30 protein-coding genes and 2 other annotated features (1 of these 32 cut by a window edge) are annotated in these 26,309 nt (G+C 42.4%); all 30 genes read left to right on the forward strand.

What is annotated here, in order from left to right; translation table 11 throughout:
- Positions 1–75, forward strand: a binding site (T-box leader); it begins 140 nt to the left of the window's first position.
- A 92-nt stretch (positions 76–167) separates the two neighbouring features.
- Positions 168–842, forward strand: coding sequence for a serine O-acetyltransferase (cysE, locus tag CSV70_RS03030; protein ID WP_085132031.1), 675 nt, complete (start codon positions 168–170; stop codon positions 840–842).
- A complete protein-coding gene (cysS, locus tag CSV70_RS03035; protein WP_099626722.1) occupies positions 823–2,223 on the forward strand; it encodes a cysteine--tRNA ligase in 1,401 nt (466 codons plus the stop codon). The genes cysE and cysS overlap by 20 nt, the downstream gene beginning before the upstream one ends.
- Before the next feature lie 4 nt (positions 2,224–2,227).
- Positions 2,228–2,647, forward strand: a complete 420-nt coding sequence (locus CSV70_RS03040) for a Mini-ribonuclease 3 (RefSeq protein ID WP_099626723.1) — start codon at positions 2,228–2,230, stop codon at positions 2,645–2,647.
- The gene (gene rlmB / locus CSV70_RS03045) at positions 2,644–3,402 is read left to right on the forward strand and encodes a 23S rRNA (guanosine(2251)-2'-O)-methyltransferase RlmB (protein ID WP_085132029.1); all 759 of its coding nucleotides are present in this window, start codon (positions 2,644–2,646) and stop codon (positions 3,400–3,402) included. Before CSV70_RS03040 ends, rlmB begins: the two co-directional genes overlap by 4 nt.
- Positions 3,399–3,914: an NYN domain-containing protein gene (locus CSV70_RS03050; RefSeq protein ID WP_085132028.1), complete on the forward strand. Its 516-nt coding sequence runs from the start codon at positions 3,399–3,401 to the stop codon at positions 3,912–3,914. The genes rlmB and CSV70_RS03050 overlap by 4 nt, the downstream gene beginning before the upstream one ends.
- Before the next feature lie 82 nt (positions 3,915–3,996).
- Entirely contained in the window at positions 3,997–4,635 is a 639-nt protein-coding gene (sigH, locus tag CSV70_RS03055; protein WP_085133590.1) for an RNA polymerase sporulation sigma factor SigH, read from the forward strand.
- An 81-nt stretch (positions 4,636–4,716) separates the two neighbouring features.
- Positions 4,717–4,866, forward strand: a complete 150-nt coding sequence (gene rpmG, locus CSV70_RS03060) for a 50S ribosomal protein L33 (RefSeq protein WP_085132027.1) — start codon at positions 4,717–4,719, stop codon at positions 4,864–4,866.
- A 56-nt stretch (positions 4,867–4,922) separates the two neighbouring features.
- Complete coding sequence (gene secE, locus CSV70_RS03065) at positions 4,923–5,108, forward strand: preprotein translocase subunit SecE (RefSeq protein WP_085132026.1); 186 nt, start codon at positions 4,923–4,925, stop codon at positions 5,106–5,108.
- Positions 5,109–5,215: 107 nt separating this feature from the next.
- Positions 5,216–5,752, forward strand: a complete 537-nt coding sequence (gene nusG / locus CSV70_RS03070) for a transcription termination/antitermination protein NusG (protein ID WP_085133589.1) — start codon at positions 5,216–5,218, stop codon at positions 5,750–5,752.
- 170 nt (positions 5,753–5,922) lie between these two features.
- On the forward strand, positions 5,923–6,348 hold the full coding sequence (rplK, locus tag CSV70_RS03075; protein ID WP_029053289.1) for a 50S ribosomal protein L11: 426 nt from the start codon (positions 5,923–5,925) through the stop codon (positions 6,346–6,348).
- A 121-nt stretch (positions 6,349–6,469) separates the two neighbouring features.
- Positions 6,470–7,171: a 50S ribosomal protein L1 gene (gene rplA, locus CSV70_RS03080; RefSeq protein WP_085132025.1), complete on the forward strand. Its 702-nt coding sequence runs from the start codon at positions 6,470–6,472 to the stop codon at positions 7,169–7,171.
- A 40-nt stretch (positions 7,172–7,211) separates the two neighbouring features.
- Positions 7,212–7,350: a sequence feature (ribosomal protein L10 leader region), on the forward strand.
- A 30-nt stretch (positions 7,351–7,380) separates the two neighbouring features.
- Positions 7,381–7,881, forward strand: a complete 501-nt coding sequence (gene rplJ, locus CSV70_RS03085) for a 50S ribosomal protein L10 (RefSeq protein ID WP_085132024.1) — start codon at positions 7,381–7,383, stop codon at positions 7,879–7,881.
- A gap of 67 nt (positions 7,882–7,948) precedes the next feature.
- Positions 7,949–8,308, forward strand: a complete 360-nt coding sequence (rplL, locus tag CSV70_RS03090; protein ID WP_085132023.1) for a 50S ribosomal protein L7/L12 — start codon at positions 7,949–7,951, stop codon at positions 8,306–8,308.
- Between the two features lie 87 nt (positions 8,309–8,395).
- Complete coding sequence (locus CSV70_RS03095; RefSeq protein ID WP_085132022.1) at positions 8,396–8,998, forward strand: class I SAM-dependent methyltransferase; 603 nt, start codon at positions 8,396–8,398, stop codon at positions 8,996–8,998.
- 221 nt (positions 8,999–9,219) lie between these two features.
- On the forward strand, positions 9,220–12,765 hold the full coding sequence (gene rpoB / locus CSV70_RS03100) for a DNA-directed RNA polymerase subunit beta (protein ID WP_198166096.1): 3,546 nt from the start codon (positions 9,220–9,222) through the stop codon (positions 12,763–12,765).
- Positions 12,766–12,940: 175 nt separating this feature from the next.
- Positions 12,941–16,534, forward strand: a complete 3,594-nt coding sequence (rpoC, locus tag CSV70_RS03105; protein WP_099626724.1) for a DNA-directed RNA polymerase subunit beta' — start codon at positions 12,941–12,943, stop codon at positions 16,532–16,534.
- A gap of 297 nt (positions 16,535–16,831) precedes the next feature.
- Positions 16,832–17,251, forward strand: a complete 420-nt coding sequence (rpsL, locus tag CSV70_RS03110) for a 30S ribosomal protein S12 (RefSeq protein WP_085132019.1) — start codon at positions 16,832–16,834, stop codon at positions 17,249–17,251.
- Positions 17,252–17,286: 35 nt separating this feature from the next.
- Complete coding sequence (gene rpsG, locus CSV70_RS03115) at positions 17,287–17,757, forward strand: 30S ribosomal protein S7 (RefSeq protein ID WP_029053281.1); 471 nt, start codon at positions 17,287–17,289, stop codon at positions 17,755–17,757.
- Positions 17,758–17,804: 47 nt separating this feature from the next.
- Positions 17,805–19,883, forward strand: a complete 2,079-nt coding sequence (fusA, locus tag CSV70_RS03120) for an elongation factor G (RefSeq protein ID WP_085132018.1) — start codon at positions 17,805–17,807, stop codon at positions 19,881–19,883.
- Positions 19,884–20,001: 118 nt separating this feature from the next.
- Positions 20,002–21,189 carry an elongation factor Tu gene (tuf, locus tag CSV70_RS03125; protein WP_085132017.1) on the forward strand — a complete coding sequence of 396 codons (1,188 nt, stop codon included), beginning with the start codon at positions 20,002–20,004 and terminating at the stop codon, positions 21,187–21,189.
- Between the two features lie 341 nt (positions 21,190–21,530).
- Positions 21,531–21,839, forward strand: a complete 309-nt coding sequence (gene rpsJ / locus CSV70_RS03130) for a 30S ribosomal protein S10 (protein ID WP_085427465.1) — start codon at positions 21,531–21,533, stop codon at positions 21,837–21,839.
- Positions 21,840–21,876: 37 nt separating this feature from the next.
- Complete coding sequence (rplC, locus tag CSV70_RS03135; protein ID WP_085132015.1) at positions 21,877–22,506, forward strand: 50S ribosomal protein L3; 630 nt, start codon at positions 21,877–21,879, stop codon at positions 22,504–22,506.
- A 25-nt stretch (positions 22,507–22,531) separates the two neighbouring features.
- Positions 22,532–23,155: a 50S ribosomal protein L4 gene (gene rplD / locus CSV70_RS03140; RefSeq protein WP_085132014.1), complete on the forward strand. Its 624-nt coding sequence runs from the start codon at positions 22,532–22,534 to the stop codon at positions 23,153–23,155.
- Positions 23,155–23,442, forward strand: a complete 288-nt coding sequence (rplW, locus tag CSV70_RS03145) for a 50S ribosomal protein L23 (protein ID WP_099660802.1) — start codon at positions 23,155–23,157, stop codon at positions 23,440–23,442. The genes rplD and rplW overlap by 1 nt, the downstream gene beginning before the upstream one ends.
- A 33-nt stretch (positions 23,443–23,475) precedes the next feature.
- A complete protein-coding gene (gene rplB / locus CSV70_RS03150; RefSeq protein ID WP_085132012.1) occupies positions 23,476–24,306 on the forward strand; it encodes a 50S ribosomal protein L2 in 831 nt (276 codons plus the stop codon).
- Positions 24,307–24,366: 60 nt separating this feature from the next.
- The gene (rpsS, locus tag CSV70_RS03155; RefSeq protein ID WP_085132011.1) at positions 24,367–24,645 is read left to right on the forward strand and encodes a 30S ribosomal protein S19; all 279 of its coding nucleotides are present in this window, start codon (positions 24,367–24,369) and stop codon (positions 24,643–24,645) included.
- A 20-nt stretch (positions 24,646–24,665) separates the two neighbouring features.
- A complete protein-coding gene (rplV, locus tag CSV70_RS03160; protein WP_037561627.1) occupies positions 24,666–25,010 on the forward strand; it encodes a 50S ribosomal protein L22 in 345 nt (114 codons plus the stop codon).
- Positions 25,011–25,013: 3 nt separating this feature from the next.
- Positions 25,014–25,676: a 30S ribosomal protein S3 gene (rpsC, locus tag CSV70_RS03165; protein ID WP_085132010.1), complete on the forward strand. Its 663-nt coding sequence runs from the start codon at positions 25,014–25,016 to the stop codon at positions 25,674–25,676.
- Between the two features lies 1 nt (position 25,677).
- On the forward strand, positions 25,678–26,112 hold the full coding sequence (gene rplP, locus CSV70_RS03170) for a 50S ribosomal protein L16 (RefSeq protein ID WP_085132009.1): 435 nt from the start codon (positions 25,678–25,680) through the stop codon (positions 26,110–26,112).
- Positions 26,102–26,302: a 50S ribosomal protein L29 gene (gene rpmC / locus CSV70_RS03175; RefSeq protein WP_025783856.1), complete on the forward strand. Its 201-nt coding sequence runs from the start codon at positions 26,102–26,104 to the stop codon at positions 26,300–26,302. Before rplP ends, rpmC begins: the two co-directional genes overlap by 11 nt.
- Positions 26,303–26,309: the final 7 nt, after the last annotated feature.

The following is a 26,309-nucleotide window of genomic DNA, read 5'->3' on the forward strand; positions in this document are numbered from 1 at the left end:
TGCGTTAAAGACATTAAGCGGGGGACGATTAAGTTCTCAAGCGGAGTGGAACCACGCATTTAATGCGTCTCTGTCATCATAAGTGACGGGGGCGCTTTTTTTATCTCACAAAATTTTTCAATAGTGGAAACCACCGTCATGTGAAAGAGAAAAAAGGGGGAAGTTCATTGTTCAAACGTATGAAAGAAGATATTCGGTGTATTTTCGATCAAGATCCGGCAGCCCGCAGCACGATTGAAGTAATCTTAACGTATTCGGGGTTGCATGCAATTTGGATGCACCGTATTGCACATGTGTTTTATAAGCGTAATCTCCGTTTCTTGGCCCGTGTAGTATCGCAAGTTAGCAGATTCTTTACGGGTATCGAAATTCATCCTGGAGCCGTGATAGGTAGACGTCTTTTCATCGATCATGGGATGGGTGTAGTAATAGGAGAAACATGTGAAATTGGTGATGATGTGACACTGTATCAAGGAGTCACATTGGGCGGGACAGGTAAAGAAGGCGGTAAGCGACATCCGACGCTCTGTGATAATGTATTGGTTGCGTCAGGTGCCAAAGTACTTGGTTCCATCACGATCGGTGAGAATAGTAAGGTAGGAGCGGGTTCGGTCATTTTGAAAGAAGTGCCGCCCAACTCTACAGTGGTTGGGATACCAGGGAAGATCGTTATTTCAAATGGGGTACGTGTGAAAAGTAAACTGGATCATTCTACGCAAGATCCGATTGCGGATGAAATCAAGCGATTAGAAAAGCAAATTCAGGAGTTAAAGCTGCGTACTGAGCAGTTGGAAACTATGAATGAAAAAGAAGGAGATTTACATGAGCATTCAACTTTATAATACATTGACACGTAAGAAAGAAAAGTTTATTCCAATAGAAGAAGGAAAGGTTAAAATGTATGTCTGTGGACCGACCGTTTATAACTATATTCATATCGGAAACGCTCGTCCTGTGATTGCATTTGACACGATTCGCCGCTACTTGGAATACCGGGGGTATGAGGTGAATTACGTCTCGAACTTCACGGACGTAGACGACAAAATTATTAAAGCGGCGAATGAATTAAATGAAGAGGTTGGAGAATTAACCGAGCGTTTCATTGCGGCGTATCACGAAGATGTTAGTGCTCTCGGTTGTGAAGTAGCAACTGCACATCCTCGAGTAACTGAGCATATTCATGACATTGTGGAATTCATCCAAGTTCTTATCGATAAAGGATTTGCCTACGAGTCTTATGGAGATGTCTATTTCCGTACACGTGAATTCGAAGGCTATGGGAAACTTTCACACCAATCTATTGATGAACTAAAAGTAGGTGCGCGGGTGGAAGAAAACGCCATCAAAACAGATCCTCTTGATTTTGCACTTTGGAAATCGGCAAAAAGAGAAGAAATTTCGTGGGATAGTCCGTGGGGCAAGGGGCGTCCGGGGTGGCATATCGAATGTTCGGTAATGGCCAAGCAACTTCTCGGGGATACCATTGATATTCATGCAGGTGGGCAAGATTTAACATTCCCGCACCATGAAAATGAAATCGCGCAGTCTGAAGCGGCTACAGGCAAAACTTTCGCCAACTATTGGATGCATAACGGGTATATCAATATTGATAACGAAAAAATGTCAAAGTCTTTAGGTAACTTTATTTTGGTACATGATATTCGTAAGCAAATCGACCCGAAGGTACTGCGTTTCTTCATGCTATCTGTGCACTATCGTCATCCGGTCAACTTTGCACAGGAACTTGTAGAGAGTGCGGCGAATGGATTGGAGCGTATCCGGACTTCGTACAGCAACTTGCAGCATCGTCTGACGATTTCGGCGGATCTGGCGGAAAATTCCGAGTCATGGTTAAATAAGATCAGCGACCAAGTTAACGCATTTGAGAAATCAATGGATGATGACTTCAATACTGCTAATGCAATCGCGTCAATTTTTGAACTGTCCAAACAGGCAAATGTTTACTTGCTTGAGAAAAATACAGACCGTCACGTACTTCAGCAATTCATCGAAGCGTTTGATCTGTTAATGGGTGTACTTGGATTGCCTTTTGATAGCGCGGATGAATTAGTGGATGATGAAGTGGATAAATTGATCCAGGAACGTCTTGATGCTCGGAAAAATCGTGATTTTGCACGGTCGGATGAAATTCGTGATGAACTAAAAGTGCGAGGGATTATTTTAGAAGATACAGCGCAAGGTACTCGCTGGAAAAGAGGATAACGGCGTGGAGAAATTACGTGAAATAGACGTTAAACAACTCAATGCACTAGCCCTTGCTTATATGGGAGATGCCGTATATGAAACAGCAGTTAGAGAACATTTACTACGCCGTGGACGTGTAAAACCGCAAATTTTGCATAAGGAAGCTACGCGCTTTGTCTCTGCGAAAGCACAGGCGCGAATTATCCTAACGATGAGAGATCAACAAATTCTCACGGAAGAAGAATTGGCGGTAATGCGCCGTGGTCGCAATGCGAAGGCGGGATCTGTCCCCAAAAACACTGATGTGACAACATATAATTATAGCTCTGCATTCGAAGCAGTTCTCGGGTATGTACATTTATTGGATCGGCAAGAGCGACTGGCTGAACTGATCGAGACAGCTATTCGACTGGTGGAGCAGCCTGAGGAGGAGAAAGCATGACAGAGTTAGAAGTTGAATTGATTGGTGGAAGAAACCCTGTCGTAGAAGCGCTACGTTCAGGAAGACAACTGAATAAAATCTGGGTAGCAGAAGGCGTTAATAAGAAAAGTATCGGCGAAATTATGAAGCTTGCTAAAGAAGCGGGAGTAGTTGTGCAGACAGCACCGAAGCAGAAATTGGATGGTATGACGGATCTGAGTCACCAAGGAATTCTCGCTTCAGTTGCCGCTTACGATTATGCGGAGCTGGAAGACTTATTTGCAATTGCTAAAGAAAGGCAAGAAGATCCGTTCTTCATCATTCTTGATGAGCTAGAAGATCCACATAATCTAGGATCTATCTTACGAACTGCTGATGCTTCAGGCGTGCATGGCATCATCATTCCGAAGAGACGTGCTGTTGGTTTGACAGGTGTAGTGGCGAAAGCGTCAACAGGTGCGATTGAACATATACCCGTTGTGCGTGTGAATAATTTGTCCCAAACTGTGGATGAGCTAAAGAGACAAGGGATTTGGATTGCGGGAACGGATGCTTCCAATGCCACTGATTATCGCCATATGGATGCCACATTACCTTTGGCTGTCATTATAGGTAGTGAAGGTAAAGGGATGTCACGCATTTTGCGAGAAAGATGCGATTTCCTTTATGGATTGCCAATGGTCGGAAAAGTTACGTCATTAAATGCTTCGGTAGCGGCGGCATTATTGATGTATGAAGTTCTACGAAAGCGTCAATCCGCTCAGGCTACATCATGAAGAAAGATGTGCTACTCGTTGATGGATATAACATCATCGGTGCGTGGCCTGAACTGCAACAACTGAAACAAGAAGATTTTGCGCAAGCGCGTGATCGACTTATTGAGCGGATGGCGGAATTTCAGGCCAATAGGGGATGGCGTGTCATTGTAATATTCGATGCCCACCTAGTACCAGGTATCGAAAAACGAAAAAAACAATACCGTGTAGAAGTCGTCTTTACAAGAGAGAATGAAACGGCGGATGAGCGGATTGAAAAATTGGTGTCCGAATTATCCGGTCGTTTGACGCAAATCCATGTAGCTACTTCAGATCTTGTAGAACAATGGGTAGTGTTTGCCCAGGGTGCACTCCGCATCTCTGCACGGGAGTTAGAAATTGCTATGAAAGAAGTGGATCGCGTAATTGCGCAAAAGTTAAAAGATTCAATAGAACAACGGCCTCTATCAAAAATTCCTCTGACAGATGAAGTGGCAGCGGAATTCGAAAAAATGAGACGTGGTGGAAAATGAGTAGTTGACGTGAAAAATCACCGCGTCTATACTGGCATATAAAACCAATTAGTACTCTGGGGTGGAGAGGTTGGTGCGGGACATGGAAAATGTAAAGAGTAAAAACGAGTTTTCTAAACTATCTGATGAAGAAATGGTGGAATTGATCCATTTAGGGAATTCGGATGTATTAGATTTTTTAATAACTAAATTTCAGCCAATTGTCCGAATGAAAGCAAGAGCGTATTTCATTATTGGTGGAGATCGTGAAGATATCATGCAAGAAGGAATGATCGGACTCTATAAAGCGATACGTGATTTCCGTCCTGACAGATTAAGCTCCTTTAAAGTCTTTGCTGAGCTATGTATTACGCGACAAATTATTACAGCTATTAAAACTGCCACGCGTCAAAAACATATTCCACTAAATACGTCTATTTCGTTGGACAAGCCGATGTATGATGAAGATCAGGAGCGAACGTTGCTAGATATCATATCGGGCTCTACATTAGATGACCCTGAAGATTTGATAATCCATAAAGAAAACTTCACATTCATGGAAAAAGAGATGAATAAAGTGTTGAGCGGATTGGAAAAAGAAGTATTAACATTGTATTTAGAAGGTCAATCCTATCGCGAAATTTCTGAAGTGTTGAATCGCCAAGTGAAATCGATAGATAATGCTTTGCAACGGATCAAACGCAAATTGGAACACTCGATGGCGGTGGATTTGGTACGTTAAACTTATCAATAGTAAATTGACATATCGTTAGTTAAATGGTACTCTTTAGCGAGACTATTGTCTTGAATTAGGTGAATTGAAATGTCGAAAAAAATAACTTTAAGCTGTGAGATATGTGGTTCGCGAAACTATTCTTTACCCGCAGGCAACAACGGCCGTGAGGGAAGAATGAGTATAAAGAAGTTTTGCAGTCATTGCAATGCGCATACATTGCATAAGCAAACCATTTGACCAGTTACATAGAGTTCGAGTCAGAACGCTATGTCATTCGGAAGGGTTGGAGAAGAATGGGCAAGATTACCGATTTTTTGAAAAAAGTCGTTTCGGAAATGCGGAAAGTCAGCTGGCCGAAACGTAAAGAACTAACAAAGTATACTGTAGTCGTTATTTCGACGGTTATATTCATGGCTGTCTATTTCTTCGTAGTGGATTTAGGAATCTCTGGAGTAATGAAATGGTATACAGGTCTGTAATAAAGAAAGTATGAATAGCGTGAGAATATCCCGTTTTGATGAATAAACGGGTTTTTTCAGCTTTAATTTAAAGGAGGGACGGACGCGCAGTCCTCAATGTCATGGAAATGGATAAAAATTGGTATGTTGTGCATACGTACTCAGGGTATGAGAACAAAGTAAAGGCTAATCTTGAAAAACGTGTCGAGACAATGGGCATGTCTGATAAGATATTCCGTGTCGTCATTCCGGAAGAAGAAGAGACGGATATTAAAGATGGTAAAAAGAAAACGGTTATGCGTAAAACGTTCCCAGGCTATGTTTTGGTTGAATTGATCATGACAGATGACTCGTGGTACGTTGTTCGCAATACGCCAGGTGTTACTGGGTTTATCGGTTCATCAGGTGGTGGAGCGAAGCCTACACCGTTGTTGCCGGAAGAAGTAGAATTCATCCTAAAGCAAATGGGTATGAAAGAGCAGCGTGTAGATATCGATTTTGGAGTAGGCGAAAGTGTAACGGTGTTAGAAGGGCCGTTTGCCAACTTTGAAGGTAAAGTGGAAGAGATTGAAATGGACAAAGGTAAAGTGGTCGTAAGTGTTGATATGTTCGGACGCGAAACGAAAATGGAACTTTCGTTTGATCAAGTAGAAAAAATGGATTGATGGGTAATAGGGATTTCCCTCTTGCAAAATCTGTGTAATGGTGGTATCATTTCAAAGGTCAGACTTAGTCTGTACGGATTAACCAATTCTACCGACATCGTCGGCAGGCACATATTTGAGTGGGAGGGGCAACCCAATTACCACATCACGGACTTAAGGAGGTGTGTCTCGTGGCTAAAAAAGTTACTAAAGTAGTGAAATTGCAAATTCCAGCTGGTAAAGCAAATCCAGCACCACCAGTAGGGCCGGCATTAGGTCAAGCAGGTGTTAACATTATGGGATTCTGTAAAGAATTTAACGCTCGTACAGCAGATCAAGCTGGTCTAATTATCCCAGTTGAAATCTCAGTATTCGAGGACCGTTCATTTACATTCATCACAAAAACTCCGCCAGCAGCAGTATTGCTAAAGGTTGCAGCAAACGTTCAAAAGGGTTCAGGTGAGCCTAATAAAAACAAAGTTGCTACAGTTAAGCGTGATAAAGTTAGAGAAATCGCAGAACAAAAGATGCCAGACTTAAACGCGGCGTCAGTTGAAGCGGCGATGGCAATGGTCGAAGGTACTGCTCGCAGTATGGGATTCAAAATCGAAGACTGATTTTGGTTTTTCATAATACAGCAATTGTTTGAAGGTGGAGGCTGCGGTCGAATGAGATTCGCAGCCTTCATTAAGTGGGAGGTTTAATCCGTTAAAACCACAAATGAGGAGGAAAATTCTGATGGCTAAAAGAGGTAAAAAATTCGTAGATGCATCGAAGCTTGTAGATCGTACAGCTACATACTCTGCGAAAGAAGCAATTGAACTTGCTAAAAAGACAACTACTACTAATTTTGATGCAACAGTTGAAGTAGCTTTCCGTCTTGGTATTGATACACGTAAAAACGATCAGCAAATCCGTGGAGCAGTAGTGCTTCCTAATGGTACTGGTAAAACTCAACGCGTATTAGTATTCGCTAAAGGTGAAAAAGTTAAAGAAGCAGAAGCTGCAGGCGCAGACTACGTAGGCGACGCAGAATTAATTGCTAAAATTCAACAAGGTTGGTTCGAATTTGATGTAATCGTTGCTACACCTGACATGATGGGCGAAGTTGGTAAGATTGGTCGCGTACTTGGACCAAAAGGTCTTATGCCGAACCCGAAAACAGGTACAGTAACATTCGACGTAACGAAAGCTATTGAAGAAATCAAAGCAGGTAAAGTTGAATACCGTGCGGACAAAGCTGGAATCATCCATGCGCCAATCGGGAAAGCTTCTTTCGATAACGAGAAGTTGGAAGAAAACTTCTTGACTATCTTTGAAACGATTCAAAAAGCTAAACCGTCATCGTCAAAAGGAACATACATGAAATCAGTAAACGTTACGACAACTATGGGTCCTGCTGTAAAAGTAGATCCGTCAAGCGTTACTGTTAAAAAATAATTGACAAGCATAAAGTGATCTGTTAAGATTACGCTTGTTATGATGATAACCATTTGTACCGAAGACAGCAGGTGTGGCTTGCCACTTAATGCTCCTGCCGAGGACAAGACGCTCTTTTTTAAAGATGACGACTTTTCTGCCCTCATGTCTTAGACATTGAGGGCTTTTTATATCGGTATAAGTGACCCTAATTACCAGGAGGTGTCAACATGAGCAAAATTTTAGAAGCTAAACAAGCGGTCGTATCAGAAGTCGCTGAGAAGTTGCAAACAGCAGCATCTGTAGTAGTTGTCGATTACCGTGGTCTTACGGTTTCACAAGTTACAGAATTGCGTAAACAACTTCGTGAAGCGGGCATCGAGTTCAAAGTTTATAAAAACTCTATGGTGCGTCGTGCGACAGTAGTTGCAGGACTAGAAGGTTTGAATGAAAACTTGACAGGTCCAAACGCTATCGCCTTCTCAACAGAAGACGTAGTAGCGCCAGCTAAAATCTTAAATGATTTCGCTAAAAAGAACGACAAGCTTGAAATTAAAGCGGGTGTGATTGAAGGAAACGTTGCATCAGCTGAAGATGTGAAAGCATTGGCTACTCTACCGTCTCGCGATGGTCTACTATCTATGCTACTCAGCGTTCTTCAAGCGCCAGTACGAAACTTTGCACTTGCTACAAAAGCAGTTGCAGAACAAAAAGAAGAGCAAGGTGCTTAATTTCGCATTTTGACTATGACCGGAACAAACTAGCCGGTTAAATACAACTTTCCAGGAGGAACTTAAAATGACTAATGCACAAATTTTAGACGCAATCAAAGAAATGACAGTTCTTGAACTAAACGACCTTGTTAAAGCAATCGAAGAAGAATTCGGCGTAACAGCAGCAGCACCAGTTGCAGCAGCTGGAGCAGTTTCAGAAGCAGCTGAAGAGCAAACTGAATTCGACGTAATCCTTGCATCAGCTGGAGATCAAAAGATCAAAGTTATCAAAGCTGTTCGTGAAATCACTGGCCTAGGCTTGAAAGAAGCTAAAGCTCTTGTAGACGAAGCTCCTAAAGCTGTTAAAGAAGCAGCAACTAAAGAAGAAGCAGAAGAAATGAAAGCTAAACTTGAAGAAGTTGGCGCATCTGTAGAAGTTAAGTAATTTCTACTTCCCTGAGAAAAGCCCGTCTATCTGACGGGCTTTTTTCTTCATATACAGATAATGTAACTCTACGCAGGAGGTGTATGTATGGGAGAGCATTACTATTCAAAAAGTCCCCAAGTGTCAAGTGCCCCCAAGCAGTGGAAGGCTGAGATTCGCAACAAAGTCTTTTCATTCACAACAGATGCTGGTGTATTCAGTAAAGGTAGCATAGATGAAGGGTCAAAATTGCTCGCTGAAACGTTTAAAGTACCATCAGTCGGGGGAGACTTATTGGAAATAGGTTGCGGCTATGGTCCGATTGCCTTGTCTATTGCGTCAGATTTCCCTGAACGGCTTGTCCATATGGTTGATGTTAACGAGCGAGCATTGGCTCTTTGTAAAATAAATGCCCAGCAAAACAAGATCACCAATATACAAATTTATGAAAGTAGTGGAATCGATCAAGTTCAATCTGATGGTTTTGCTGCAATTATAACGAATCCACCTATTAGAGCAGGTAAGCAAACAGTCTTTTCATTCTACGACGGTGCTTATGAAAAATTGACTTCGGGTGGGGAGTTATGGGTTGTCATTCAAAAGAAACAAGGAGCTCCATCCACAATAGATTACTTGAAGAAGTTGTTTGGTAATGTGGATACGGTTGCCAAGAAAAAAGGCTACTTTATTTTGGTGGCGAAAAAAGTTTGACAGGATCGACATCTTGTAGTAGCATTATTGAATGCATAAATATTTATATTGCAGCTGTATGCCCTTTTGTGTGATGTAGTAGAGGAAAAGGCATATTGATGTTTGGATAAAGATTGTGAAATCGAAAATGAGCTCTTGTCGGAACTCGTTTTCTTTTTGTTTTTTCGAAGTCACAGCGGAATTTCTGATTTTGCAAAAAACTAATATTGTTTTAATGAGGGGTGAATGAGTTGACAGGTCATTTAGTTCAGTATGGTCAACATCGTCAGCGTAGAAGTTTCGCGCGAATCAAAGAAGTACTCGACTTGCCGAATTTGATTGAAATTCAAACGGCATCTTACGAGTGGTTCTTAGAAGAGGGGTTACGTGAAATGTTCCGGGATATTTCTCCTATCCAGGATTTCACAGGTAACTTATCCTTGGAATTTATCGATTACAAACTGGGTGAACCAAAATATCCGGTAGACGAATCAAAAGAGCGCGATGTGACATATGCCGCACCACTTCGTGTAAAAGTACGTCTTCATAACCAAGAAACAGGCGATGTAAAGGAACAAGACGTTTTCATGGGAGATTTCCCACTCATGACAGAAAACGGAACATTCATTATTAACGGAGCTGAGCGTGTTATTGTTTCACAGCTCGTTCGTTCGCCAAGTGTTTACTATAATGATAAGACGGATAAAAATGGTAAGCGTGGATTTGGCGCTACTGTTATTCCGAACCGTGGAGCATGGCTTGAATATGAAACAGATGCAAAAGACGTAGTGCATGTCCGTATCGACCGTACTCGTAAGTTGCCAATCACTGTTTTATTGCGTGCGTTAGGCTTCTCTACTGATCAAGAAATTATCGATTTAATCGGTGATAATGAGTATTTACGAAATTCATTAGAGAAAGATAATACCGAGACTTCAGAAAAAGCGATGCTTGAAATCTATGAGCGACTTCGTCCAGGTGAACCACCAACACTAGACAGCGCAAGAAGTCTTTTGTATTCACGTTTCTTTGATCCGAAGCGCTATGATTTAGCGAATGTCGGTCGTTATAAAATGAATAAGAAGCTTCACTTGCAAAATCGATTGTTCAATCAAACAGCTGCTGAAACACTTGTCGACCCTGAAACTGGCGAGATTTTAGTGGAAAAAGATCAGCTAATCGATCGACGTACATTAGATAAATTACTACCGTTTTTATCTCAAGGTATCAATACTGAGTCGATTGAACATGTAGGGTCTATATTGGAAGAACCAATGGTTATCCAGACGCTAAAGATTTACGCCCCGAAAAGTGAAGAAAAGCAAGTGATCAACGTCATTTCTAACGCTGAAGTAGACGAGTCTATTAAACATATTACCCCTTCGGATATCGTTGCTTCTATTAGCTATTTCTTTAACCTCTTGCATGGTGTAGGGAACACGGATGATATTGACCATCTTGGTAATCGTCGTTTGCGTTCTGTTGGTGAATTACTTCAAAACCAATTCCGTATCGGTCTTTCCCGTATGGAGCGTGTGGTTAAAGAGAGAATGTCTATCAATGACACGCAATCTATCGTACCCCAACAATTGATCAATATCCGTCCAGTTATTGCATCAATCAAAGAGTTCTTCGGAAGTTCACAGCTTTCTCAGTTCATGGACCAAACAAATCCATTGGCTGAATTGACGCATAAGCGTCGTTTATCTGCACTAGGACCTGGTGGTTTGACTCGAGAGCGAGCAGGAATGGAAGTTCGTGACGTTCACTACTCTCACTATGGTCGTATGTGTCCAATTGAAACACCAGAGGGACCGAACATTGGATTGATTAACTCGCTGTCTACATTCGCGAAAGTGAACCAATTTGGTTTCATTGAAACTCCTTATCGTAAAGTAGATCCTGAAACGGGTCGCGTTACAGCGCAAATTGATTATTTGACAGCAGATATTGAAGATAACTATGTTGTAGCACAGGCTAACTCACTACTTGAGGAAGACGGATCATTTACTAATGAGGGCGTGGTAGGTCGTTTCCAAGGGGATAATACTGTATTCCGCCGCGAACAAATAGACTATATGGACGTTTCACCTAAGCAAGTTGTATCTGCAGCTACTGCATGTATTCCGTTCTTAGAAAATGATGACTCTAACCGTGCATTGATGGGTGCGAACATGCAACGTCAAGCAGTTCCTTTATTAAATCCTGAAGCACCATTTGTGGGTACAGGTATGGAACATATTTCCGCGCGTGATTCAGGGGCGGCTGTTGTATCTAAATACCACGGTATCGTAGAACACGTTGAAGCGAAAGAAATTCGTATTCGTCGTATTGAAGAAGTGGGCGGTAAAGAAGTCAAGGGTGACCTTGTCGTTTGTCGTTTATCTAAATTCATTCGTTCGAACCAGGGAACTTGCTATAACCAACGCCCGATTGTAAAAGTTGGCGACCGCGTAAAACCGCTTGATATTCTTGCGGACGGACCATCAATGGAACAGGGAGAACTTGCGCTTGGTCGGAACGTTCTAACAGCATTCATGACATGGGATGGCTACAACTATGAGGATGCGATTATCATGAGTGAGCGTCTGGTGAAAGATGATGTATTCACATCCGTTCATATTGAAGAATATGAATCAGAGGCACGTGATACTAAGCTTGGACCAGAAGAAATCACGCGTGATATTCCAAACGTCGGAGAAGATGCACTGCGCAACTTGGACGACAGAGGAATTATCCGTATCGGTGCAGAAGTACGTGATGGTGATATCCTGGTCGGTAAAGTAACGCCTAAGGGAGTTACGGAATTGACTGCGGAAGAACGTCTTCTACATGCAATCTTTGGGGAAAAAGCACGCGAAGTTCGCGATACTTCATTACGTGTACCCCATGGAGCAGGCGGAATTGTTCTGGATGTTAAAGTCTTTAACCGTGAAGATGGCGATGAGCTATCCCCAGGAGTAAACCAGTTGGTACGAGTATATATCGTACAGAAACGTAAAATCTCTGTTGGAGATAAGATGGCAGGACGTCACGGTAACAAGGGTGTTATTTCCCGAATTTTACCTGAATCGGAAATGCCGTTCCTTCCAGATGGTACACCGATCGATGTCATGTTGAACCCACTTGGGGTTCCATCACGTATGAATATCGGACAGGTTCTTGAAATGCATCTTGGTATGGCTGCGCGCAGTCTAGGTATTCACACTGCATCTCCTGTATTTGATGGTGCGAACGAAGAAGACGTTTGGGCTACAATGGAAGAAGCGGGAATGAACCGTGACGGTAAAACAATGCTATACGATGGCCGTTCAGGTGAACCATTTGATAACCGCGTGTCAGTCGGCGTTATGTACTTGATCAAACTTGCCCACATGGTAGATGATAAGTTGCACGCGCGTTCTACTGGGCCATACTCTCTCGTTACGCAGCAACCACTCGGCGGTAAAGCCCAGTTCGGTGGACAACGTTTCGGGGAAATGGAAGTATGGGCACTGGAAGCATATGGTGCTGCTTATACATTGCAAGAAATCTTAACAGTCAAATCCGATGACGTCGTAGGTCGTGTGAAAACATATGAAGCGATTGTCAAAGGTGATAGCGTACCTCAACCAGGTGTACCGGAATCATTTAAAGTACTAATCAAAGAACTTCAGAGTTTGGGATTAGACGTGAAAATGTTGACGGAAGACTTTGAAGAAATTGAGCTTCGTGATCTAGATGACGAAGAAGACTTGCAACCAACTGACGCATTGAACTTGATGAAAGAAGATCAGCCGATCGCCTAAAGTCGATAACGCTAATCTGAAATGTAAATAAACCAAACAAAAACGAATAGAAGAGGGCTTCGAGCACCCTCTTCTATTTTATTCAGTAAGAAGAATGTCTTACGTGAATGTACTATTACAAGTTAAGTTGACTGATAAGCCGTTATGGCGATTAGACTAAAGGGAGGTTGGCTCCTTGATAGATGTTAATAATTTTGAGTATATGAAAATTGGCCTTGCTTCACCTGACAAGATTCGCTCTTGGTCGTATGGAGAAGTGAAAAAACCTGAAACGATCAATTACCGTACACTAAAGCCAGAGAAAGACGGATTATTCTGTGAGAGAATCTTCGGCCCAACGAAAGATTGGGAATGTCACTGTGGTAAATATAAACGGGTTCGTTATAAGGGCGTTGTCTGTGATCGTTGTGGCGTAGAGGTAACGCGTCAAAAAGTACGTCGCGAACGAATGGGTCACATCGAGCTTGCGGCACCTGTCACACATATTTGGTACTTCAAAGGAATTCCTAGCCGTATGGGCTTGATTCTGGATATGACACCACGTGCATTGGAAGAGATTATCTACTTTGCATCTTACGTAGTTGTCGAACCGGCGGATACGCCACTTGAGCGTAAACAGCTGCTTTCTGAAAAAGAGTACCGTTTGTACCGTGAAAAATATGGTTCTAAATTCCAAGCTGCAATGGGAGCAGAAGCAATCGAGCAGCTACTTCGTGCAATCGACTTGGATAAAGAAACAGATTCATTGAAAGAAGAGTTGAAAACAGTACAAGGTCAGCGTCGTACACGCGCAATCCGACGTCTGGAAGTCGTGGAATCTTTCCGTAACTCTGGAAATCGTCCGGAATGGATGGTATTGGAAGTACTTCCTGTTATCCCTCCTGAATTACGTCCTATGGTACAGCTAGACGGAGGGCGTTTTGCAACATCTGACTTGAATGATCTTTACCGTAGGGTTATTAACCGGAACAATCGTCTGAAGCGTCTATTGGATTTAGGAGCGCCTGGTATTATCGTTCAGAATGAGAAGCGGATGCTTCAAGAAGCAGTAGATGCACTAGTAGATAATGGCCGTCGTGGAAGACCTGTAACGGGTCCAGGCAACCGTCCATTGAAATCACTTTCTCACATGCTGAAAGGTAAGCAAGGACGTTTCCGCCAGAACTTACTTGGTAAACGTGTAGACTATTCTGGTCGTTCGGTTATCGTAGTAGGCCCTAACTTGAAAATGTACCAATGCGGTCTGCCAAAAGAAATGGCGATTGAGCTATTTAAGCCGTTCGTTATGAAAGAATTAGTAGAACGCAATTTGGCGCATAACATCAAGAGTGCGAAACGTAAAATTGAACGTCTTCATTCCGAAGTGTGGGATGTATTGGAAGATGTCATCAAAGAACATCCAGTGCTTCTTAACCGAGCACCAACGCTTCACCGTCTAGGGATTCAAGCGTTTGAACCGATACTGGTCGAAGGGCGCGCAATTACATTACACCCTCTAGTATGTACAGCTTACAACGCTGACTTCGATGGTGACCAAATGGCTGTTCACGTACCGCTATCTGCTGAAGCTCAAGCTGAAGCGCGTTTATTGATGTTAGCTGCCCAAAACATTTTGAATCCGAAAGACGGAAAACCAGTTGTAACTCCTTCACAGGATATGGTTCTTGGTAACTATTACTTAACAGTCGAGCGTAAAAATGCAGCTGGAGAAGGTTCTGTGTTCAGTGATCCGAATGAAGCGTTAATCGCCTATCAAACAGGACACGTTCACTTACATTCCCGCATCGCAGTTCAGGCTGGCAGTATTAACAATCCAACGTTTACGGATAAGCAAAATAGTCAGCTATTGTTAACGACTGTAGGTAAAATCATTTTCAATGAGATTCTACCGGAATCGTTCCCGTACATTAACGAACCGACGAATCAAAACTTACAGGTAGAAACACCTGAAAAGTATTTCATCGACGGAACAGTGAATGTTAAGGAACATTTGCAAGAAGCAGAACTGATCACGCCATTCAAAAAAGCAATCCTTGGGGAAATTATCGCGGAAATCTTCCGACGCTTCCACATTACAGAAACTTCTAGAATGTTGGATAGAATGAAAAACCTAGGATTTAAATATTCTACTCGTGCTGGAATTACGATCGGTATTTCCGATATCGTCGTTTTGCCAAATAAAGCAGAGATTCTTCATGAAGCACAAGAAAAAGTTGACAAAGTCACGCAGCAGTTCCGACGTGGTTTAATTACCGAAGAAGAGCGCTATGATCGTGTCATCTCTTATTGGAGCCATGCGAAGGATATCATCCAGAATAAGCTAATGGATTCATTGGATATTGAAAACCCGATCTTTATGATGAGTGACTCCGGAGCCCGTGGTAACGCATCAAACTTCACACAACTTGCTGGTATGCGTGGACTAATGGCCAACCCGGCTGGGCGGATTATCGAACTTCCGATCAAATCTTCCTTCCGTGAGGGGCTAACAGTACTCGAATACTTTATCTCTACACACGGTGCACGTAAAGGTCTTGCCGATACAGCACTGAAGACTGCCGATTCAGGTTACTTGACTCGTCGTCTCGTAGACGTAGCGCAAGATGTTATCGTTCGTGAAGAAGATTGCGGAACAGACCGCGGTCTTGCGATTACTGCATTAACCGAAGGAAATGAAATGATCGAAACACTGTTTGAGCGTATTGAAGGTCGACACACGAAGAAGACTATCAAACATCCGGAAACAGGTGAAGTCATTCTTGAGAAAAACGGATTAATTACTGCGGACATAGCGAACATAGTAATTCAAGCCGGTATCGAAGAAGTGACGATTCGTTCTGCATTTACTTGTAATACAAAACATGGCGTATGTAAAAAATGTTACGGTATCAACTTGGCTACTGGAGAGACGGTAGAAGTAGGGGAAGCAGTGGGAATCATTGCGGCACAATCTATCGGAGAACCAGGAACGCAGTTAACGATGCGTACATTCCACACAGGTGGAGTTGCTGGAGATGATATTACACAAGGTCTTCCACGTATTCAGGAGATTTTCGAATCCCGGAATCCGAAAGGTGTAGCGGTTATTTCTGAAATTGCAGGTACGGTTATTGAAATTGATGAAATCCGTGAAGGGTTAAAAGAAATCACTATTGAAGGCGAAGTAGAAACACGTAAATATCCTACGTTGTATAATGCGCGTTTAAGCGTAGAAGTAGGCGATGTGGTTGAGCGTGGACAAACTATTACTGAAGGTTCAATTGATCCTAAACAATTGATCATAGTAAAGGACGTTTCAACTGTACAAGAGTATCTGTTGAAAGAAGTTCAAAAAGTTTACCGTATGCAAGGTGTAGAGATTGGTGATAAGCACGTTGAAGTGATGGTACGTCAAATGCTTCGTAAAGTTCGAGTTATCGAAGCAGGAGACACGGATCTTCTTCCAGGTTCATTATTGGACATCCACCAATTTTCTGAAGCGAACGAAAAGGTGTTGTTAGCGGGTAAAGTTCCAGCTACTTCACGTCCTGTAATTCTTGGAATTACGAAAGCTTCACTTGAAACGGAATCGTTCTTGTCAGCCGCATCATTCCAAGAAACGACTAGAGTTCTTACAGATGCAGCTATTAAAGGTAAAACAGATGAGTTGCTAGGTCTGAAAGAAAACGTTATTATTGGGAAATTGGTTCCTGCAGGTACTGGTATGCAGAGATACCGTCAAATAAAAATGCAACATGATGAAGTAGAAGAGACTATTACAGCTGAATAAAAATAAACGGGACATCGTTCCCGTTTATTTTCTTAAATTTGTTGACAAGTCGTTGTGAAGATGATAATATACAAAAGGTTGATAGTTGTTGACCGTTAACTTATCAGGAAGAAAAATGTTCTTTCGAATAAGTGCAAGGCGATAAGCAATCATCATTATAAAATAACAGTAAGCAGAGATCTCTGGAGTTACTGTCACCCGTTTTTGTGTGTGCACGCACAAAAACTTTGTTTTTACTCAAAAATGAACCACCTGGGTGTGTGGTATTATAAAAAGCTCGGAAGGAGGAACAACCTGATGCCTACAATTAATCAATTAGTCCGTAAACCTCGTAAATCGAAAACGGAAAATTCTAAGTCTCCGGCTCTAGGAAAAAGCTATAACAGCTTTAAAAAGTCTATGACAAACGTGAACTCACCACAAAAAAGAGGTGTTTGTACACGTGTTGGTACTATGACTCCTAAGAAGCCAAACTCGGCGCTACGTAAGTATGCTCGTGTTCGTTTAACTAATACATTGGAAGTAAACGCATATATTCCAGGTGAAGGCCACAACTTGCAAGAACACAGTGTGGTACTAATCCGCGGAGGACGCGTAAAAGATTTACCGGGTGTTCGTTACCATATCGTACGTGGGGCACTTGATACAGCTGGAGTTACTGGCCGTATGCAAAGCCGTTCAATGTATGGAGCTAAAAAGCCCAAAGTTAAGAAGTAAGACAAAACTAACCATATTGAAAGGAGGAACTAATTATGCCTCGTAAAGGTCCAGTAACAAAACGTGATGTACTACCTGATCCGATTTATAATTCCAAGCTTGTAAGCCGCCTTATCAACAAAATGATGGTAGACGGTAAAAAAGGTACTTCTCAAAAGATTCTTTATGGAGCGTTCGAAATTGTTAAAGAACGTTCTGGACAAGAGCCAATCGAAGTATTCGAAGCAGCTTTAAATAATGTAATGCCAGTTCTTGAAGTGCGCGCTCGCCGCGTAGGTGGAGCTAACTATCAAGTGCCGGTTGAAGTACGCCCTGAACGTCGTTCGACTCTAGGTCTTCGTTACCTTGTAAACTATTCACGTACACGTGGAGAAAAAACAATGGAAGAACGTCTAGCGAATGAAATTCTTGATGCATCAAATAACACAGGTGCTTCTGTTAAACGCCGTGAAGAAATGCATAAAATGGCTGAAGCCAACAGAGCATTCGCTCACTATCGCTGGTAAGGTCGGATAAACAATAGCAGTAATCCGAAACGGAAGGAGATTACAAAATGGCTAGAGAGTTCTCACTAGAGAATACTCGTAACATTGGTATCATGGCTCACATTGACGCTGGTAAGACAACGACAACTGAGCGGATCCTTTTTTACACAGGTAAAATCCACAAGATTGGTGAAACGCACGAAGGTGCATCACAAATGGACTGGATGGAGCAAGAGCAAGAACGTGGAATCACGATTACTTCCGCTGCAACAACAGCAGCATGGAAAGGTCACCGCGTAAATATCATCGATACACCGGGGCACGTAGACTTCACAGTTGAAGTTGAACGTTCACTTCGCGTATTGGATGGTGCTGTAGCGGTACTTGATGCTCAATCAGGTGTTGAACCACAAACAGAGACAGTTTGGCGTCAAGCGACAAACTACAAAGTACCACGTCTTGTATTCGTAAACAAAATGGATAAGACGGGTGCTGACTTCCTTTATTCTGTAGGAACACTACGTGATCGCCTACAAGCGAATGCACATCCTATTCAATTGCCGATCGGTGCGGAAGATAACTTCTCAGGAATTATTGACTTAATCGAAATGAAGGCAACTATGTATCCAAATGATCTAGGAACAGATACGACAGTGGAAGAAATTCCTGCTGAACATCTTGAACTAGCTAAAAAATATCGTGAGAGCCTAATCGAAGCTGTTGTAGATTTCGATGAAGATCTTATGGAAAAATATCTTGGCGGTGAAGAACTTACAATAGAAGAACTTACAACAGCTATTCGTAAAGCTACGTTGGCAGTTGAATTCTATCCTGTAGTTTGTGGAACTGCTTTCAAAAACAAAGGTGTACAACTAGTACTGGATGCGGTAGTAGACTACCTACCATCACCACTTGATGTACCACCAATGATGGGCTTCAACCCTGAGACTGAAGAAGAGGAAGTGCGTGAATCAACTGATGAAGCACCTTTCTCAGCATTGGCGTTTAAAGTTATGACGGATCCTTATGTAGGTAAACTTACATTCTTCCGTATATACTCTGGTGTTCTTCAAGCAGGTTCTTACGTAGCAAACTCTACAAAAGGTAAGCGTGAGCGCGTAGGACGTATTCTACAAATGCACGCAAACAGCCGTGAAGAGATTTCTGAAGTACACGCGGGTGAAATTGCTGCTGCTGTTGGTTTGAAAGATACAACTACTGGAGACACACTATGTGACGAGAAATCATTGATCATTCTTGAATCAATGGTATTCCCTGAACCGGTAATCTCTGTAGCGATTGAACCGAAAACAAAGGCGGATCAGGATAAAATGGGTCAAGCTCTTGGTAAGCTACAAGAAGAAGATCCAACATTCCGTGCGCACACAGATCAAGAAACAGGAGAAGTTATCATCGCAGGTATGGGTGAACTTCACTTGGATATTATCGTCGACCGTCTACGTCGTGAATTTAAAGTGGAAGCAAACGTGGGTGCACCACAAGTTTCTTACCGCGAAACATTCCGTCAGTCAGCTGAAGTCGAAGGTAAATTCGTTCGTCAATCAGGTGGACGTGGACAGTTTGGTCACGTATGGATCGAATTTGGTCCAAACGAAGAAGGAAAAGGATTCGAGTTCGTGAATAATGTTGTTGGTGGTTCTGTTCCTCGTGAATATATCCCAGCAGTTGAAGCGGGAATTCGTGATTCATTAGATAACGGTATTTTAGCTGGATATCCATTAATCGATGTCAAAGCACGCCTGTATGACGGATCTTACCATGACGTCGACTCCAACGAGATGGCATTTAAGATTGCTGCATCAATGGCTTTGAAAAATGCTGCATCAAAATGTAATCCTGTAATTCTTGAACCGACAATGAGAGTAGAAGTAATCATTCCGGAAGAATACATGGGCGATATCATGGGTGATATTACATCACGCCGTGGCCGTGTTGAAGGTATGGAAGCTCGTGGTAACGCACAAGTAGTTCGTGCGATGGTTCCACTTGCTGAAATGTTTGGTTATGCAACATCTCTACGTTCAAACACGCAAGGACGCGGAGTATTCTCAATGGTGTTTGATCACTATGAGGAACTTCCAAAGTCTATCGCTGAAGAAGTAATCAAGAAAAACAAAGGTGAATAATAAAGTTCATCCTTGTTTCTTTTAAGCAATACTTGTAAGATATGGATAGTCGAAGGTATACATTCGACTATCCATATTATAAAAATTAATCTTTTTAAATAAAGGGAGGACCTCTAAAATGGGTAAAGAAAAATTCGACCGCTCCAAGGAGCACGCAAACGTAGGAACAATTGGTCACGTTGACCATGGTAAAACAACTTTGACTGCTGCAATCGCAACAGTTCTTTCTAAAGCACAAGGTGGAGAAGCAAAGTCATATGCTGACGTTGATAACGCACCTGAAGAAAAAGAGCGTGGAATTACAATCAGTACTTCACACGTTGAGTACGAAACTGACAAGCGTCACTATGCACACGTTGACTGCCCAGGTCACGCTGACTACGTTAAAAACATGATCACTGGTGCTGCACAAATGGACGGCGGAATCTTAGTAGTATCTGCTGCTGATGGTCCAATGCCACAAACACGTGAGCACATCCTTCTTTCACGTCAAGTAGGTGTTCCTTACCTAGTTGTCTTCATGAACAAATGTGACATGGTAGATGACGAAGAACTACTTGAATTAGTAGAAATGGAAATCCGTGAACTTCTTTCTGATTACGACTTCCCTGGTGATGATATTCCTGTAATCAAAGGATCAGCTCTTAAAGCTCTTGAAGGAGAGCCAGAGTGGGAAGAAAAAATCCTTGAACTTATGCAAGCGGTAGATGACTATATTCCAACACCAACTCGTGACACTGACAAGCCATTCATGATGCCTGTTGAGGACGTATTCTCAATCACAGGTCGCGGTACAGTTGCAACTGGCCGTGTTGAGCGTGGAGTAGTTAAAGTCGGAGATGTTGTTGACATCATCGGTCTTGCTGAAGAACCAAAAGCTACTACTGTAACTGGTGTAGAGATGTTCCGTAAACTTCTTGACTATGCAGAAGCAGGCGACAACATCGGTGCTCTTCTTCGTGGTGTATCACGTGAAGATATCGAACGTGGACAAGTTCTTGCTAAGCCAGGAACAATCACTCCACACACTCAGTTCAAATCTGAAGTTTATGTTCTATCAAAAGAAGAGGGTGGACGTCATACTCCATTCTTCTCAAACTACCGTCCTCAGTTCTACTTCCGTACAACTGATGTAACTGGTATCATTCAACTTCCTGAAGGCGTAGAAATGGTTATGCCTGGAGATAACGTTGAAATGACAGTTGAACTTATTTCTCCTATCGCGATTGAAGAAGGTACTAAATTCTCAATCCGTGAAGGTGGACGTACAGTTGGAGCTGGCGTTGTAGCAACAATCACAAAATAATTTGTTTTGATCCCGCCCTTGAGGCGGGTTTTTTTTTGCTTTCGATGATACTAAAGTTAGTATGTAATCGGATATAGAATGAGAAATAGATTCTATAAGTGCACATCGAATCGCGTGCAAATCAAGAAGAATGCTGGTAGTATAGTAAACGGATTAAAAGTTAAACTAATTTCTTCAAAAGGGTTGCACAATCCTTTTATATTATGTATAATGTTGAATGTTGGTCTTTGACTGCGATGAAGCGAGAGGTTACCGATACACCCGGCCGCTTTGCCATGGCGCGTGTAAGGAAAATTTTCGTGGAGAATTGTCTAGAAAATAGGCGAAAGGGAGGGAAAATAATGGCAAAACAAAAGATTCGTATTAGATTGAAAGCTTACGATCACAGAATGATCGATCAGTCAGCTGAAAAGATTGTTGAAACGGCTAAACGTTCTGGAGCTAGTGTTTCAGGTCCAATTCCGTTACCAACTGAAAGATCAGTTTACACGGTATTGCGTGCTGTTCACGTATACAAAGATTCACGTGAGCAATTTGAAATGCGTACGCACAAACGTTTAATCGATATCGTGAATCCAACGCCACAAACGGTGGATGCACTTATGAAGCTTGATTTACCATCAGGCGTCGACATCGAAATTAAACTATAAAACATAAAAACAAACAATATTACAGGAGGTGTGACTAATGACCAAAGGAATCTTAGGAAGAAAAGTCGGAATGACGCAAGTTTTTGCTGAAAACGGCGATCTAATCCCAGTAACAGTGATTGAAGCTGCTCCAAACGTTGTTCTTCAAAAGAAGACAATTGAAACAGACGGCTACGAGTCAATCCAACTAGGATTTGATGATAAACGTGAAAAGCTTTCAAACAAGCCAGAACAAGGCCATGTAGCAAAAGCTAACACTGCACCTAAGCGCTTCATTCGCGAAGTTCGCGGAGCTGACGTTAGTGCATACGAAGTTGGTCAGGAAGTCAAAGTCGATACATTCGCAGAAGGCGAAGTAGTAGACATTACAGGAGTTTCAAAAGGTAAAGGATTCCAAGGTGTCATTAAGCGCCACGGTTACTCACGTGGACCAATGTCTCACGGATCACGTTTCCATCGCGCACCAGGTTCACTTGGAGCAGTTGATGCACAACGCGTATTCAAAGGAAAAAAATTACCTGGACGTACTGGTGGCAAAACAGTAACGATCCAAAACGTTGAAATCGTTCGAGTTGACGCTGAGCGCAACTTGTTATTAGTAAAAGGTAACGTTCCTGGAGCTCGTAAATCACTTGTACAAGTGAAAAGTGCTATCAAAGGAAACTGAGTAAAACAGAAAGGAGGAAACAGGAATGCCTAAAGTATCTGTAGTAAGTCAAACAGGTTCTGCTGTCGGCGACATCGAACTAAACGATGCGATTTTTGGAATCGAGCCGAATGAAGCAGTATTATTCGAAGCAATTGTTCAACAACAAGCTTCTTTACGCCAAGGTAACCACAAGGTTAAAACTCGCGCGGAAGTAGCAGGCGGCGGTCGTAAACCATGGCGTCAAAAGGGTACAGGTCGTGCTCGTCAAGGTTCAATCAGATCACCACAATGGCGTGGAGGCGGTATCGTATTCGGTCCTTCACCACGTAGTTACAGCTATAAAATGCCTAAGAAAGTTCGTCGTTTAGCTCTTCTATCCGCTCTTTCTACGAAAGTAGCAGCTGAAGAACTAATCGTTCTAGAAAACTTAGCATTTGATGCACCAAAAACAAAGGGCTTTGTAAAAGTGCTTGAAGATCTTTCAATCACTAAGAAAGCATTATTTGTTACAGCTGACCTAGAAGAATCAGTAGCATTGTCTGCTCGTAATATTCCAGGAATCAGCGTCGTTTCAGCGAACGGTATTAATGTTCTAGACCTAGTCGGACATGACCAGCTTGTAATGACAAAAGCAGCAATAGAAAAAGTCGAGGAGGTGCTTGGTTAATGGAAGCACGTGATATTCTGAAACGTCCGGTCATTACCGAGCATTCTTCTGAACAAATGGAAGACTTAAGAAAATATACATTCGAAGTTGATACGCGCGCGAGCAAAACTCACGTGAAACAAGCTATTGAAGAAATCTTCGGTGTTAAAGTTGAAAAAGTTAACGTTATGAACTACAAAGGTAAGTTCAAGCGTATGGGGAAACATGCTGGTTATACAAACAAGCGTCGTAAGGCAATTGTTACACTAACTACTGATTCCAAAGATATCGAACTTTTTGAAATGTAATTAACCCATAATAAATGAAGGAGGGAACACAAAATGGCGATTAAGAAGTACAAAGCTACCTCCAACGGACGTCGTAACATGACTTCTTCTGATTTTGCTGAGATTACAGCTAGCAAACCAGAAAAATCATTGCTTGAACCAGTCAAGCGTAAAGGCGGACGTAACAACCAAGGTAGAATGACAGTTCGTCACCAAGGTGGAGGACATAAGCGCCAATACCGTGTCATCGATTTCCAACGTCGGAAAGATGGCATTCCAGGACGCGTTGCTACGATCGAATACGATCCAAACCGTTCGGCAAACATCGCATTAATCAATTATGCAGATGGAGAAAAGAAATACATCCTTGCTCCTAAAGGATTGACAGTAGGTTCCACAATCATTTCAGGACCTGAAGCGGATATCCGCGTAGGAAATGCTCTACCATTAGAGAACATCCCTATGGGTTCTACGATTCACAACATTGAAATGAAGCCAGGCAAAGGCGGACAATTAGTTCGTTCTGCAGGAACTTCTGCTCAACTACTAGGACGCGAAGGCAAATACGTCATCATTCGTCTACAATCAGGTGAAGTTCGTATGATCCTTGCTACTTGCCGTGCTACAATCGGTCAAGTTGGTAACGAACAACACGAATTGATCAACATTGGTAAAGCAGGTCGTTCACGTTGGTTAGGCAAACGCCCATCTGTTCGTGGATCTGTAATGAACCCTAACGATCACCCACACGGTGGTGGTGAAGGACGTACACCAATCGGTCGTCCAAGTCCTGTTACTCCTTGGGGTAAACCAACTCTTGGATTCAAGACACGTTCGAAGAACAATAAATCAGATAAACTTATCGTTCGCCGTCGTAAAAAATAATGTTATTGCACTGCGGTTCAGTAGATGGACCGTAGTACATACTTGGAAGGAGGTTCCAGAATGGGCCGCAGCTTGAAAAAAGGACCTTTTGCAGATGACCATTTACTAAAAAAGGTTGACGCACAAAAAGACTCAGAAAAGAAACAAGTTATTAAAACATGGTCACGCCGTTCAACAATCTTCCCGACTTTCATCGGATTGACGATTGCAGTATATGATGGACGTAAACATGTTCCTGTTTATGTAACAGAAGATATGGTAGGTCACAAACTAGGTGAATTCGTACCTACACGCACATACCGAGGCCATGGTGCCGACGATAAGAAAACAAAACGCTAATTTGAGAGGAGGTTATCCTGATGCAACAAGCTAAAGCATCTGTACGCACAGTCCGTATTGCTTCTCGCAAAGTTCGTTTGGTCGTTGATCTTATCCGCGGCAAGAATATAGGTGAAGCTATGGCTATTCTACGACTTACGCCTAAAGCGGCATCTCCAGTCGTGGAAAAATTATTGAAATCAGCAATTGCAAACGCTGAACATAACTACGAAATGGATACTGAGAACTTAATCGTCAGTGAAGTATTCGTAGATGAAGGACCAACAATGAAACGTTTCCGTCCACGTGCACAAGGTCGTGCAAGTGCGATCAACAAACGTACAAGCCACATCACATTAGTGGTATCTGAAAAGAAGGAGGGGTAATTAGTGGGCCAAAAAGTACATCCTAATGGACTACGTGTAGGCGTCATCCGTGACTGGGACTCAAAATGGTACGCGGAAAAAGATTATGCGTCCTTACTACATGAAGACTTAAAGATCCGTGAATACATCGAAAAACGTCTTGTAGAAGCATCTGTTTCAAAGGTTGAAATTGAGCGTGCTGCTAAGCGTGTTAATATTACAATCCACACTGCAAAGCCAGGTATGGTTATCGGTAAAGGTGGTTCCGAAGTAGAAACACTTCGTAAGCAACTTAACGAGATTACAGGCAAGCGTGTACACATCAACATCGTAGAAATCAAACGTGCTGATTTGGATGCGAGATTAGTCGCAGAATCAATCGCTCGTCAATTAGAAAGTCGTGTATCATTCCGTCGTGCTCAGAAACAAGCGATTCAACGTACTATTCGTTCTGGCGCAAAAGGAATTAAAACACAAGTGTCTGGTCGTCTCGGCGGTGCTGATATCGCTCGTGCAGAACACTACAGTGAAGGAACTGTCCCTCTTCATACATTACGTGCAGATATAGATTATGCACATGCTGAAGCTGATACTACTTATGGTAAGCTTGGCGTAAAGGTATGGATTTATCGTGGTGAAGTCCTTCCAGTAAAAGTTAAGAAGAACTCTGGGGAAGGAGGCAAATAATATGTTAATGCCTAAACGTGTAAAACATCGTCGTGTATTCCGTGGGAAAATGCGTGGTGAAACAAAAGGTGGCGCTACAGTTCAGTTTGGTGAGTTTGGTCTTCAAGCTCTAGAAGCAAGTTGGATCACTAACCGTCAGATTGAATCTGCTCGTATTGCTATGACTCGTTACATGAAACGTGGCGGTAAAGTATGGATCAATATTTTCCCGCACAAACCATATACTAAAAAGCCTCTAGAAGTCCGGATGGGTTCCGGTAAAGGTGCTGTAGAAGGCTGGGTTGCAGTTGTGAAACCTGGTAGAGTAATGTTCGAAATTGCAGGTGTTTCAGAAGAGGTTGCTCGTGAGGCACTTAGACTTGCATCGCACAAACTTCCTGTAACAAGCAAGTTTGTAAAACGACAAGAAATTGGTGGTGAGTCTAATGAAAGCTAATGAAATTCGTGACTTAACAACTGCAGAGATTGAGCAAAAAGTGAAATCACTTAAAGAAGAGCTTTTCAACCTTCGCTTCCAGTTAGCGACAGGTCAATTAGAAAACACTGCACGCATCCGTGAAGTACGCAAATCGATTGCGCGCATGAAAACTGTAATACGACAAAGAGAAATCAGTGCAAATAACTGATGAAGGA

The organism is Sporosarcina sp. P25 (genome assembly GCF_002743235.1).
GTDB classification, from domain to species: Bacteria; Bacillota; Bacilli; order Bacillales_A; family Planococcaceae; genus Sporosarcina; species Sporosarcina ureae_B.